Here is a 12684-nt window from a genome sequence, read left to right as displayed (position 1 = left end):
GAACTCATCGATTCCTGTGCCGCGTGGTGATCCACCCGCGGCTCCCTTCGAGTTCCCGGGATCCCATGCCTGCTTCCACTGCTTCTTCTGTTTGTTCCGTACCTTCTGTCGCGCCCGCCGGCGCGACCACCGCGAGCCCCTCCGCGTCCGGCGCGCCCGTCCTCACGGCCTCCGGTCTGACGAAGACGTACGACGGTGAGCCGTTGTTCGCCGACGTGAGCCTGGTCGCCCACGCGGGCGAACGCATCGGCCTGGTGGGCCAGAACGGCGCCGGCAAGTCCACCTTGCTCCGCATCCTCGCCGGCCGCGACCATGCCGACCGCGGGTCGGTACGGTACGGCCCCCAGGACCGGGTCGGCTATCTCGATGCCCAGATCGCCGACACCACCACGACGATCGGGGCGTTCCTGGACGCCGGCCTCGGTGAGATCGCCGAACTCGCGGCCCGGATGGGGGTGCTGGAAGCGGCGATGTCTGCCGGCGCCGCGGGTGCCGGCGGCGACACCGATGCCGGGGGTGCCGGGGATGCCGACGAGGACGTGCTCGCGGAGTACGCAGAAGCGCAGGACAGGTTCGCCCTCCTGGGTGGCTGGCAGGCGCAGGCCCGGGCTGACGAGGTACGCCATCGGCTGGGTGTCGCCGACCTCGACCTGGACCGGCGCCTGGGTGACGTCAGCGGCGGCGAACAGGCCCGCGTCCTGCTCGCCCGGCTGCTACTGGAGGAACCCGGCATCCTGCTGTTGGACGAGCCCACCAACCACCTCGACGCCACCGGCCTCGCCTGGCTGACCGAGTACCTCAGCGGCTACCGCGGGGTGGTCGTCGTCGTCACCCACGACCGGGCGTTCCTCGACGGCCTGGTGCACCGGATCGTCGAACTCGACCTGCTCACCGACCGGGCGGAGTTCTACGTCGGCGGGTACACCGCCTACCGCGAGGAGAAACGCAGGCGCCGGGCCCGGTTGCTCGCCGACCTGGAGGCGCAGGAGAAGTTCCGCCGCCGGCTGGCGCAGGACATCGAACGCACCGCCAACCAGGCCTTGCGTACCGAACTCGGCACTCACAACGACAAGGCCCGCCGCTACGCCAAGAAGGTGGCCCGCAAGGCGAAGGCGCGCCAGCGCAGGTTGGCACGGGAGATGACCTCGGCGCGCTGGCTGGAGCGGCCGGAGGAACGCCCGCCGCTGGTGCTGGAGCTTTCGGGTCAGGCGTCACCGGACCAGGTGGAAGTGGCCGTCGACGACCTGGTCGCCGACCGCGGAAACGGGCCACTGTGGCGGGCGTTCTCCGCAGCCGTACGAGGTGGCGAGCGCGTGCTCGTCTCCGGGGAGAACGGCACCGGCAAGTCCACCTTGCTCTCGACGCTCAGCGGTACGCTCACCCCGGCCCACGGCGCGGTGCGGCTCTCCCGTGCCCCCGGCGTCCTACCACAGGTGCATGACAACCTGCCGTTGACAGTGCCCGCGCTGGACTACCTGCGCAGGCAGGTGCCGATCTACGAGGAGGACGCCGAGCGCCTGCTGGACTCCTATCTCTTCGACGCCGACCAGATCCGCCGTCCGCTGGGCACGATGTCGGCCGGCGAGATCCGCCGGTTGCTGCTGGCCTGTCTGGTCAACGGAGGTTCGGACCTGCTGTTTCTGGACGAGCCGACGAACTACCTGGACTTCGAGTCACTGGACGTGCTGGACGAGGCTCTCGCCGGCTACGGCGGAACGGTGCTCGCGGTCAGCCACGACGAACGCTTCGCCGAGAGCTTCCGGCCCACCCAGCGCTGGCGGTTGCACCGGCAGGCGGACGGTCCGGCGTACTGGCAGGTGACCTCGGAACAAGCCCCGTAAGTCTTCCCACCTCAACCGAACCGAGTCGCCGAGGGTTCTTCCGCGGAAGAATCCCGTCGCGCGGCAGCCGCTGCTACGACCCGCCGGCTGACTGGCTGGGCGGCAAGCAGAAGTGTGAAAACTGATGGGGGCTGGGACAACCGCAGCCCTTCACGCTTCCGTCAGACCTGGCCCACCCGGCCCGGAGTGTGAAGACGCGCGAGGCCTATAGGCCCCGTACCTCTTCACACTCCTGGTGACCGGAGCCGCGGACCAGCAGGTCGCCGAGGGCGGAGCGCCGGTGGAGAACCGACCGTCCCGCTCGCACGGTGGTGATCAGCCCGGCGCCACGCAGCGCCGCGGTGTGGGCGGACGCGGTGGCGTTGCTGACCCCGACCAGCCGGGCGAGGTCGCTGGTCGTGTGCTCGTCGGCGAGCAGAAGCAGCAACTCGAAGCGGGTCCGGCCGAGCACCCCGGCCAGCCCGGCGCGGGGATCACCCGGGCGACCGGCGCGTCCCACACCGTCCGCCGGAAGCGGCGTCCCCGGGCCGGCCGGATAGGTGACGACGACCGGCAGGTCCGGCAGCGCCGGCAGGTCGCAGACCAGCGGGTGTCCGGTCCAGTGGAACGTCGGCGCCAGGACCAGGCCGCGGCCGGCCACGTCAACCTGTTGCTCGACCGGAGCGTCGAGTTCCCACACCTGGCCCAGCAGCCGCGCACCTGCAACCAGCCCACCAAGTGCGGCGCCGATTCCGAACTCGGCGGCGGTCACCGCGTACCTGGTGAACTCCGCCTGGTGTAGGTCCTGCACCACACCCCACACGGGCCGGACTGCAACCTCGAACGCCGCGCGCTGGCCGCGGCGCAGCACTCGCCACGCGTCCGCGTCCCCCCGGTGCAGCGCGCGAATCCACACCGGCACAGGCGTCGTCGCCGGGGCACATGCGTACACGCGCTCCAGCTCTGCGCGGACGAGGTCTCGCCGCCACGCCCGCGGACGGTCCAGCGCGGCCGACAACGAGTCGTCGAACACGTCCAGGAAACCCGGCGCCACCCCGGCCGGTACCAGGTCGGCGAGCGGCCGCACGGTCGCGGGCAGGGACCGCGCCAACCGCCGTCGCCAGGCACCGAACAGCAACCCGTCGTCGGGCCGCCCCATCATCAGGAACGCGGTGTTCAGCTCCTGCAACGGCGCCGGGCGGGGCGCGAACCGGACCCCGGCCAGGTCGTCGGCGGTGAGGCGGATTCGGATCATCAGGTCCCCCGGTCTCGCGAGCCTTTAGGGCCAGGTCGAAACCATGGTCGCCGTTCCGGGCGCGGGACACCATGCGAGGCATGTCCCACGTACACGCGTATTCCGATGGTCCCGGACCCGCTCACCCCACCCGGCGAGCCGTCACCGTCTCGGCCGTCCTCGGTGCCTTGCTGGTCTCGTCCGGCATCGACGTCGCGGCGGCGCGCACCGCCTCGGCAGACGTACGGCTGCGGCTGCCGGCACCGACCGGACCGCACCCGGTCGGGCTGACCACCTGGTATCTCGTCGACCGTTCCCGGTGCGACCCGTGGGACGACACCATCCCGGTGCGCGAACTCATGGCGACGGTCTTCTATCCCGCCCGCAGCGTCCGACGCCATCCGCCCGCGCCGCAGCTGGGCGCGGCCACGGCCGCGGTGTTCGGCGCGCTGGCTCCTTACCAGCATCCGGGGTTGCCACCCGCCGGAGTGGATTGGGCGGCGACGATGACGCATGCCCACCAGGGCGCGCCGGCGTCGCCCGCCCGCAGTCCGGTGCTGCTCTACAGCCCGGGCGGCGGTGACCCACGCGGATTCGGGGCCGGACTTGCCCAGGACCTCGCCAGCCACGGCTTCGTGGTGGTGACCGTCGACCATCCCGGCGACGCGCTGGTGGTGGAGTTCCCCGGTACGACCGAGTACCGGGCCGACGTGGTCCGCACCACGGCGTTCCGGGAGGACCCGCGTTCGAACCCCGCGACCTTCGACACCATGATCGGCACCCGGATCGCGGACCTGCGGTACGTGCTCGACCAGATGGAGGTTCTGGCCGAGGGCGGCAACCCGGACGCCGCCGGGCGAGCGCTTCCGACGGGACTTGCCCGCACGGTCGATCCGCGCCGGATCGGTGTGTACGGACATTCGGCGGGCGGTACCACGGCGGCACAGACGACGTACGACGACCGAAGGGTCAACGCGGCGATCGACCTGGAGGGCTACCTGGACCATCCGGGCGAGCCGCCCGGCGAGCCGGGACCGTTCTTCCCGGTCGCGGAGTACGGCGTCAACCGGCCCTTGCTCCTGTGGGGAACCGACGGTTTCCCCGACCGGGCGGGGATGGAGCGTTCCTGGCAGGCAATGCTCGCGCACCCGGGTGGGTGGACCCGGCGGCGGGAGCTACGCGACGCCGCGCACTGGGCGTTCACCGACTTCGCCGCGTTCGCACCGCAACTGCAGGCGGCCGGGCTGATGACCGCGGACGCGCGCACTGCCCTGGTCGGCGGGATCGAGCCGGCCAGGGCAGTGCCGATCGTACGAACCGGCGTACGGGAGTTCTTCGCCCGTCACCTGGGCGCGTAGCGGCGCATCCGAAGGAACGACAGCAGACGCACGGCGCGTCGCCGGCCCGGAGCGGGCCGGTGCGCGGTGGGCTGCCGCGCCTGTCCACGTTGTCGTGGGATGCGGACAGGAGTGCGGTACGGGTCGCGGGGCCGGGGCTTGCGGGCGAGCCGGGCCAACTGCCGGGCCCTGGCGGCGCGGTGCAGGTCCGCGATCCGGGCATGGGCGAGGTCGTTGAGCATCAGGTCGTACATGATCATGGTTCACCGCACCTTGGCAGGTCCGGGCGGACCGGCCGAATCCCGTTGTACGCAAAGGATCTCGGCCGGCCCCGCCGGTCCGCGCTCAGGTCAGCGGTAGCTCCAGTTCCGCCGGATCGAACTCGCCGTCCTTGGCCCCGGCCAGGAACGCCTCCCACTCGTCCTCGGTGAACACGAGCACCGGGCCGTCGGGGTCCTGGGCGTTGCGCATGCCGATGAGTTCGTCCACGAAGGCGACCTCGATGTCACTGCCGCCGACGGAGGACCGCCACTCGGCCCGCTCCAGATCGAAGGTCCCCTTGAGTGGATGGTTGACGCCGGCGCTGTCGTGGGTCGGTCGTTCGGTCATGTGTGGTGCGTACTCCCTGTGTGAGGATCGGCCCGCGCGGGACGCCGGAGGAAGACCGGGCGCCGCCGCGATCCCGCTGCGCAGCAGCCAAGGTACTCCCCCAGCCGCCCGCATGTACACAGAGTTCTAAGTCGTACTCGCTGAGTAGGCGTACGAAGGACCGGTCAGCAGACCCGGTGCAGCCAGTCGTAGGTGTCCTCGGTCCGGCCGTACTGGATGTCCAGCAGCTGCTGACGGATCCGGGTGGTGACCGGGCCGGCGCCGCCGTCACCCATCACCAGCTCACCCTCGCGCGAGCGCAGCGTTCCGACCGGGGTGAGCACGGCGGCGGTGCCGCAGGCGAAGACCTCGGTGATCCGCCCGGAGGCCGCGCCCTCGCGCCACTCGTCGATGCCGATCCGGCGCTCCTCGACCTTGTGCCCGGCCTCGGTGGCCAGGGTGATGATCGCCTCGCGGGTGATGCCCTCCAGAATCGTGCCCAGCTCGGGGGTGACGATCTGCCCGTCGTCGTACACGAAGTAGAGGTTCATCCCGCCGAGCTCCTCCACCCAGCGGCGGTCGACCGCGTCCAGGAACGCCACCTGGTCGCAGCCGTTCGCGATCGCCTCCTGCTGCGCGATCAGGCTGGCGGCGTAGTTGCCGCCGCACTTGGCCGCGCCGGTGCCACCGATGGCCGCCCGGGTGTAGTCCTCCGACAGCCAGATCGAGACCGGCTTCACTCCCTGGGAGAAGTACGCCCCGGCCGGGGACGCGATCACCACGAAGCTCACCTGCTGGGCCGGCCGCACCCCGAGGAAGACCTCGGAGGCGAACATGAACGGGCGGAGGTACAGGCTCGTCTCGCCGCCGCTGGGCACCCACGCCTCGTCCACCGTGACGAGGGTGTCGAGCGCGGCCACGAAGTCGTCGACCGGGAGTTGCGGCAGCGCCATCCGGGCGGCCGAACGCTGGAACCGGGCCGCGTTGGCACCCGGCCGGAACGTCCACACCGAGCCGTCGGCGTGACGGTAGGCCTTGAGTCCCTCGAAGATCTCCTGCGCGTAGTGGAGAACCGCCGTGGCGGGGTCGAGCGCGATCGGGCCGTATGGCTTGACCACCGCGTCGTGCCATCCCTGCTCAGGAGTCCACGTGACCGTGACCATGTGGTCGGAGAAATGTTTGCCGAACCCCGGTGCGGCGAGGATCTCCTCCCGGCGCGCGGAGGGCACCGGGGAGTCGGAGAGCTGCTGGCGGAACTCGAGGCTTGCGGTCATGGCTGCACCGTACCCAATCATTGCTCGACCCGCGGAGGCATGATCCTCTCAGCGGCCCTCCGGCGCCCACGCGAGGGAGGGAGATGACGTACGAAAACCGGCGAAAGGACAACCGGAACGCAAACGAGAACCGCCGCCCACGCGGATCGCGGGCGGCGGCTGGCTCCGAGGCGGAGAACGCGTCGGAGCCCTAGTTCGATACTCGCTCGGCGATGTCGTCGCCGATCTGGCTGGTCGTGCGGGCGGGTGCGTCCACCCGGGCGGCGATGTCGGTGGTGACAGCATCCTCGACGCGGCGGGCCGCGGCCTGCTCGCCGACATGGTCCAGCAGCAGCGCGGCGGACAGGATCGCCGCCGTCGGGTCGGCCTTGCCCTGTCCGGCGATCGACGGCGCGGAGCCGTGCACCGGCTCGAACATCGACGGGGCGGTGCGGTCGGGGTTGACGTTGCCGCTGGCGGCCAGGCCGATTCCACCGGTGACGGCGGCGGCCAGGTCGGTGATGATGTCGCCGAAGAGGTTGTCGGTGACGATCACGTCGAACCGCTCCGGCTCGGTCACCAGGAAAATGGTCGCCGCGTCCACGTGGAGATAGTCGACGGTCACGTCGGGGAACTCCGGCGCCACCTCGGCCACGATCCGCGACCAGACGCCGCCGGCGTGCACCAGGACGTTGGTCTTGTGCACGAGGGTCAGCCTGCCCCGCCGGCCCTGTGCCCGGACGAACGCGTCGCGCACCACGCGTTCGACTCCGAAGGCGGTGTTGACGCTGACCTCGGTGGCCAGCTCCTGCGGCGTGCCCTTGCGGACCACACCGCCGTTGCCGACGTACAGCCCCTCGGTGCCCTCGCGAACGACCACGAAGTCGATCGGGGCGTCGGAGGCGAGCGGCGTCGGCACGCCCGGGAAGCTGCGCGACGGTCGGAGGTTGACGTAGTGGTCGAGCTCGAACCGCAGCCTGAGCAACAGGCCGCGCTCGAGGATGCCCGCCGGGAGGTTGGGGTCCCCGGGACGGCCGCCGACCGCGCCGAGCAGGATCGCGTCGTGCTCGCGAAGCTCGGCCAGCACGGTGTCGGGGAGCACCTCGCCGGTGGCGAGGTAACGCTGTGCGCCGAGGTCGTAGTGCGTCGGGTCGACCTTGATGTCGTACGCCGGGCAGACCGCCGACAGGACCTTCAGCGCCTCCTCGGTGACCTCGGGGCCGATGTAGTCGCCGGGGATCACCGCGAGACGAATGCTCTGCGCCATGGGCTCACCGTACTTCGTCGTGTCCACATCTCGACACGCGGGTCTTGGGATGCGGACGGTCGTCTTGGGTGCTGGAAACGCGGAAGATCGCGCCGAGGGGTACCGAGCTACCGGACGGGTACGTGCGCGTCGGCGTCGCGCCGGTCGGTCGCGAACGACTCCGGCGACTCCACCTCGCTCCGGCCGCCGTTGTCGCGGCGGTCCATGGCTTCCTGCAGGGCGCGGTAGGCCAGCTGCTGAGCCTCGGTCATGGGGTGAATCTCCCTTCTGGACAACAAAGGACGTATACCCACATCACCTGGCCGACAATAGTAGGGCGCCCTAGTAGTTGTCTCGCCAGACGGCCTGTTGTCTCGGATTACGAGATCCGGTCGGACCTTGTGCCAAACTCTGGCCGCATGAGTGCTCCGCCCCTGATCCCCGAGGTGGTCACCCGCGCCCACCAGCTCTCCCGCCGGCGCGGCTTCGTGTCCTCCTGTCGCAACGAGACCGGCTGGCTGCTCGCCTCGCTGGCCGCCTCGCGCGAGGGCACACTCGCCGAGTCGGGCACCGGCTGCGGCGTCGGCTCGGCCTGGCTGCGCAGCGGGATGCGCGCCGGCTCCCGGCTCGTCACCGCCGAGCACGACTCCGGCCTGGTCGAGGCGGTCCGGGAGATGTTCGCCGGCGACGAGGCGGTCGACGTCCTGGAGGCCGACTGGAAGGAACTCGCGGCACGGGCGCCGTTCACTCTGCTGTTCCTCGACGTACGCGAGGCCAAGCGGGCCGGCCCCGATCTGGCGGCCGAACTCGTCGAGCCCGGCGGCCTGGTCGTGCTCGACGACTTCACGCCCTGCGCCACCTGGCCGCCAATGTACCAGGGACGGGTCGACACCACCCGGCAGCAGTGGCTCACCGACCCGCGCTTCACCACCGTCGAGGTGATGGTGGCCGTCGACGCCAGCGTGCTGATCGCGACCAGGAACTGACCGCGACGTCGCCGCGCCCCGCACGTTCCACTAGTCCAGGGAGATCCGCCCGACGGGTTCGCGCTTCTCGGCCTGGAACAGGAACTGACCGCGACGTCGCCGCGCCCCGCACGTTCCACTAGTCCAGGGAGATCCGCCCGACGGGTTCGCGCTTCTCGGCCTGGAACCGGTTCTCGGTCCTGCCGTACGCCCAGTAGCCGGAGAGCGAGAGCTGTTCGCGCGGCGCGGCGCGTACGTCCTTGAGGTAGTTCCGGAGCGACTTGACCATGGCGGCGCGCGGACCCGGACCGGTCGCAGCGCCACGCCGACACGTCGGAGGCCAGGCGCCGCGGCCGGTCCTGACCGCTGCGTCTGTCCGGACCTCGGTTTCCGATCTTCACCGGATATCCACAGGCGCCGCGAAAATCAGCCGACCGGCCGGCGGCGCGCGCGTACTCTCCCGATAAGGGTGTTCAGGGACGAACCACCCGGAGTTCGGGCGACGTGAGCGGGAGTACATCGGGGGATAGATGCTCCGCATCGAGTTCACCACGCAGGATCTCAACCGGCTCCGGGTGGCGGGCGACGTCCATCCGCTGTGGGAGACCGTGCTGAGCCTGCAGCTGTTGCAGAACCGGCACGCCGCACTGACCTTCGACCCGTGGCGCCGCCGGGTGCGCACCGCACTGGCCCGCAGCGGCCTCGCGTGCACCACGAGCGCGCTGATGCTCGTCTGCCCGCACGCGGAGTACTTCCCGGACTTCCTCACGCCGGAGAACGGCTGCGCGAGCCTGGACGACGGGCTCGACGCGGTGCTCTCGACGCCGAGAGGTCGACTGGGACAGGAACTCGCGCGGCTTGCTCCCCAGCGCCCCGTGCCGCCTGTGATCCGCCGGCTCGCCCAGGGGGAGCCGGCGGCCCTGCGCTGGCTGGGCGAGTCACTGCGGCGCTACTACGACGTCGCGGTCGCGCCGTACCTGCACGCGATCCGCGCCGCGGTGGCGGCCGACCGCCCGAGCCGTTCCGAGGCGGCGCTCACCGGCGGTGCCGTGGGTCTGCTGGAGACCTACCAGAACGAGCTGGCCTGGCGCGAGGATGCGCTGGAGTGTGCGTACCCCGTCGACCAGGAGCTGGCCCTGAACGGCCGCCCGCTGAGCCTCGTCCCGTCGTTCTTCTGTGCCCGCCGGCCGGTGACCCTGGCCGACCCGGACCTGCCGCCGGTGCTCGTGCATCCGCTGCGGCCGGCTCCTGGCTGGCTGGACCGCCCGATCGACCCTTCCGGCACTCTCGACGCCCTGGCTCAGCTGCTCGGGCACACCCGCGCGCAGGTACTGGACCTTCTCGACGTACCCATGTCGACCGGCCGGATCGCGGTCGAGCTGCACCTGGCCCCGGCGAGCGCCAGCCGGCACGCGACCGTGCTGCGCGAGGCGGGCCTGCTCACGTCGCAACGACAGCAGCGGGAGATGCTGCACCGGCGTACTCCGCTGGGCGACGCGATGCTGAACGGCGTTCCGTACAAGGCCTTTTGACGTAGGACAGCCGGACAGGACTGCGGCGGGCCGGCTGTTGCCGACCCGCCGCTGTCGTGCTGCTGGACGCGTGACCCTGATCAGGCGATCCCGGACCAGTTGCCGATGTAGTCGTGACCCGCAGCGTCGTCGTACAGGAAGATCGTCAAGGCCTGCCCCTCAGGCAGCGGGTAGGACTTCACGGTGTGCGTACCCCCGGGCAGTCCCCCGAGAATAGGGCCGTTGTATTCGGGTTGCCCTGGGAGCCGGTAGCGAACCTGGTAGTAGAAGCTGTCGCCGTCCTTCGCGTTGTCGTACAGCCACACCTGCTCGCCGTACGGGTGGAACTCCAGCTTGCCGAGGTAGCGGGTGTGGCTGGGATTCCAGATGTCGATCTTGATCGCACGGCCCCCAGGGTCGTACTTGAAGTACGTGCCGTCGATGACGTCGGGGATCGAGCAGGGGCAGTAGGTCGTGTTCCGGTAGTGCGCCGTGGTGCTCGGGTTCGGGGAGTACGCCTGGGCCGGTGCTCCCATGGCCAGCACGGCTCCGGCCGCCAGACTCGCCCCCGCGATGAGTCCCGCGATCCTTCGTGGCATGCGCATCTGCAGCTGTCTCCGTTTCCGGGCCCTTGGCCCGTTGGGGTTTCGTTCTGCCGGAACTCATCATTGGTGGCAGAACACCACCTCGGAAACGGATTCGACGACAACGCAAACCGACGCACCGACCGTGGATCGATCGGTGCGTCGGCCGTCGCTGCTGGAACTCTTCTCGTTGCTACGAAGGACGCCGGACCGCGTGGGTCAGTCGTCCAGGTCGATGGCGCGAACGCCCTCGGCGCTGATCTCCCGGGCGATCTCGTCAAGGGCAGCTTGCGGGATGGTCGAGTCGACCGTCATCGCGGCCAGCGCCTGTCCACCACGGCGGTCCCGGCTCACCTGCATGCCGGCGATGTTGACCCCGGCCGCGCCGAGGATCCGGCCGACGACGCCGACCACGCCGGGCCGGTCGACGTACCGCAGCACCGCCATGTGCGAGGTGAGCTCGATCTCGATGTCGAACCCCTCCACCTCGACCAGCCGCTCGATGTGCCGCGGGCCGACTAGGGTGCCGCCGACCGACACCTGCCGGCCGTCGGCGAGCGTGCCCCTCAACGTGACGAGGTTGCGGAAGTCGGGGCTCTCGGGGTCGGTGCGCAGGCGTACCTCCAGACCGCGCTCGGCCGCGAGCAAGGGGACGTTGACGTAGGAGACCTGCTCCTCCACGACAGAGGCGAAAACCCCTTTGAGAGCAGCGAGTTCGAGCACCTTGACGTCGTGGTCGGTGATCTCGCCGCGTACCTCCACGTCCATCTGGACAGCGACCTCGCCGGCCAGTGCGGTGAAGATGCGGCCGAGCTTCTCCGCCAGCGGGATGCCGGGCCGGACGTCCTCGGCGATCACGCCGCCCTGCACGTTGACCGCGTCGGGTACGAGCTCACCGGCCAGCGCCAGCCGGACCGAACGGGCCACCGCGACACCGGCCTTCTCCTGCGCCTCCGCGGTGCTCGCGCCGAGGTGTGGAGTCGCCACGACGTTGGGCAGCTCCAGGAGCGGTGAGTCGGTGCACGGCTCGGTGGTGAACACGTCGATGCCGGCGCCGCCCAGCCGGCCCTCCTTCAACGCGACGTACAACGCGTGCTCGTCGATGATCCCGCCGCGGGCGGCATTGACGATCAGCGCACCCGGCTTCATCGTGGCCAGCTGGGCCTCGCCGACCAGCCCGAGCGTCTCCGCGGTCTTGGGCAGGTGGACGGTGATCGCGTCGGCGACCTCGAGCAACTCTTCCAGCGGAGCCAGCCGGACGCCCATCTGGGCAGCCCGGCCGGGCTGAACGTAGGGGTCGTACGCCACCACCTTCATCCCGAACGCCGCCAGCCGCTGCGCGACGAGGACGCCGATCCGGCCCAGGCCGAGTACGCCGAGCGTCTTGTCGTACAGCTCGACTCCGCCGAACCTGCTCCGCTTCCACTCCCCCGCGCGCAGCGACGCGTCGGCCGCCGGAACGTGCCGGGCAACCGCGAGCAGCAGCGCGATCGCGTGCTCGGCAGCGGAGATGATGTTGGACTGCGGCGCGTTGACCACCATGACGCCGGCCTGGGTGGCGGCCCGGACGTCCACGTTGTCCAGACCGACGCCGGCACGGGCGACGACCTTCAGCCGGGGGGCGGCGGCCAGCGCCTCCGCGTCGACCTTGGTGGCGCTGCGAACGAGAAGCGCGTCGACGTCGGCGAGCGCGGGCAGGAGGACGGATCGGTCGGCACCGTCGCAGTGCCGGATCTCGAAGTCGTCGCCGAGGACGTCCAGGGTGGCGTCGGAGAGTTCCTCCGCGATGAGGACGACCGGCCTGCGCGCGGTGGCAGACGTGGCTGACGTCGCCGAGGTCGCGGACACGGCGGGCATGGCCGCGGTGACGGGTGTTGCTGCGGTGACGGGTGTTGCTGCGGTGACAGGTGTTGCTGCGGTGGCGGATGTTGCCGCTGGGGTGGCGGATCCTGCCGAAATGGGGGGAATCACGGCTGCAGGCCTCCAGCACGTCGCGAGGGCGAGGGGCGGTCCCCGGAGCACGACGTTGGGCCCGGCACTTGCGGTCAGGATAGCCAGGGCCGGCCGCCCGGCGCAGTCCCGGCGCCGGGTCCGGTCGGGGATGGCTGAACCCTCACCCTCACCGGTCCTGGGCCGCCGCCTCGGC

General features: G+C 70.7%; 13 protein-coding genes. 4 read left to right on the top strand and 9 right to left on the bottom strand.

Annotation, left to right across the window (positions count from 1 at the left end):
• Nucleotides 1–65: 65 nt before the first annotated feature.
• Nucleotides 66–1841, top strand: a complete 1776-nt coding sequence (locus F4554_RS09590) for an ABC-F family ATP-binding cassette domain-containing protein (RefSeq protein ID WP_179787059.1) — start codon at nt 66–68, stop codon at nt 1839–1841.
• Nucleotides 1842–2046: 205 nt separating this feature from the next.
• On the opposite strand, the gene F4554_RS09585 is transcribed toward F4554_RS09590, so the two are convergent.
• Complete coding sequence (locus tag F4554_RS09585; protein WP_179787058.1) at nt 2047–3075, bottom strand: helix-turn-helix domain-containing protein; 1029 nt, start codon at nt 3073–3075, stop codon at nt 2047–2049.
• An 80-nt stretch (nt 3076–3155) separates the two neighbouring features.
• Between F4554_RS09585 and F4554_RS09580 the strand changes: the two genes are divergently transcribed.
• A complete protein-coding gene (locus F4554_RS09580; RefSeq protein WP_179787057.1) occupies nt 3156–4412 on the top strand; it encodes an alpha/beta hydrolase in 1257 nt (418 codons plus the stop codon).
• Here F4554_RS09580 and F4554_RS09575 read toward each other — a convergent pair.
• From F4554_RS09575 to F4554_RS09555, 5 genes are all read right to left on the bottom strand, one after another.
• Nucleotides 4397–4651, bottom strand: coding sequence for a hypothetical protein (locus F4554_RS09575; RefSeq protein ID WP_179787056.1), 255 nt, complete (start codon nt 4649–4651; stop codon nt 4397–4399). The genes F4554_RS09580 and F4554_RS09575 overlap by 16 nt on opposite strands.
• A gap of 85 nt (nt 4652–4736) precedes the next feature.
• Nucleotides 4737–5000, bottom strand: coding sequence for a DUF397 domain-containing protein (locus F4554_RS09570; protein ID WP_179787055.1), 264 nt, complete (start codon nt 4998–5000; stop codon nt 4737–4739).
• 164 nt (nt 5001–5164) lie between these two features.
• Complete coding sequence (locus F4554_RS09565) at nt 5165–6253, bottom strand: branched-chain amino acid aminotransferase (RefSeq protein WP_179787054.1); 1089 nt, start codon at nt 6251–6253, stop codon at nt 5165–5167.
• A 190-nt stretch (nt 6254–6443) separates the two neighbouring features.
• Entirely contained in the window at nt 6444–7499 is a 1056-nt protein-coding gene (locus tag F4554_RS09560) for a 3-isopropylmalate dehydrogenase (protein ID WP_179787053.1), read from the bottom strand.
• 107 nt (nt 7500–7606) lie between these two features.
• Entirely contained in the window at nt 7607–7750 is a 144-nt protein-coding gene (locus F4554_RS09555) for a hypothetical protein (RefSeq protein WP_179787052.1), read from the bottom strand.
• Between the two features lie 147 nt (nt 7751–7897).
• Here F4554_RS09555 and F4554_RS09550 point away from each other — a divergent pair, with 147 nt between their 5' ends.
• Nucleotides 7898–8464, top strand: coding sequence for an O-methyltransferase (locus tag F4554_RS09550; RefSeq protein WP_179787051.1), 567 nt, complete (start codon nt 7898–7900; stop codon nt 8462–8464).
• A gap of 118 nt (nt 8465–8582) precedes the next feature.
• Here the strand turns inward: F4554_RS09550 and F4554_RS09545 are convergent, their stop codons facing one another.
• On the bottom strand, nt 8583–8732 hold the full coding sequence (locus F4554_RS09545) for a hypothetical protein (RefSeq protein ID WP_179787050.1): 150 nt from the start codon (nt 8730–8732) through the stop codon (nt 8583–8585).
• A gap of 241 nt (nt 8733–8973) precedes the next feature.
• Here F4554_RS09545 and F4554_RS09540 point away from each other — a divergent pair, with 241 nt between their 5' ends.
• Complete coding sequence (locus F4554_RS09540) at nt 8974–9975, top strand: ArsR/SmtB family transcription factor (protein ID WP_179787049.1); 1002 nt, start codon at nt 8974–8976, stop codon at nt 9973–9975.
• Between the two features lie 80 nt (nt 9976–10055).
• Here F4554_RS09540 and F4554_RS09535 read toward each other — a convergent pair whose 3' ends face one another.
• Both F4554_RS09535 and serA read right to left on the bottom strand, forming a co-directional pair.
• Nucleotides 10056–10559: a hypothetical protein gene (locus F4554_RS09535; RefSeq protein ID WP_179787048.1), complete on the bottom strand. Its 504-nt coding sequence runs from the start codon at nt 10557–10559 to the stop codon at nt 10056–10058.
• Nucleotides 10560–10757: 198 nt separating this feature from the next.
• Entirely contained in the window at nt 10758–12386 is a 1629-nt protein-coding gene (gene serA / locus F4554_RS09530) for a phosphoglycerate dehydrogenase (protein WP_337795943.1), read from the bottom strand.
• Nucleotides 12387–12684: the final 298 nt, after the last annotated feature.

Origin of the sequence: Actinopolymorpha rutila, from assembly GCF_013407855.1 — a bacterium.
Taxonomy (GTDB): Bacteria; Actinomycetota; Actinomycetes; order Propionibacteriales; family Actinopolymorphaceae; genus Actinopolymorpha; species Actinopolymorpha rutila.
The sequence above is the reverse complement of the archived record's forward strand: the minus strand, read 5'-3'. Positions and strand labels throughout refer to the sequence as shown.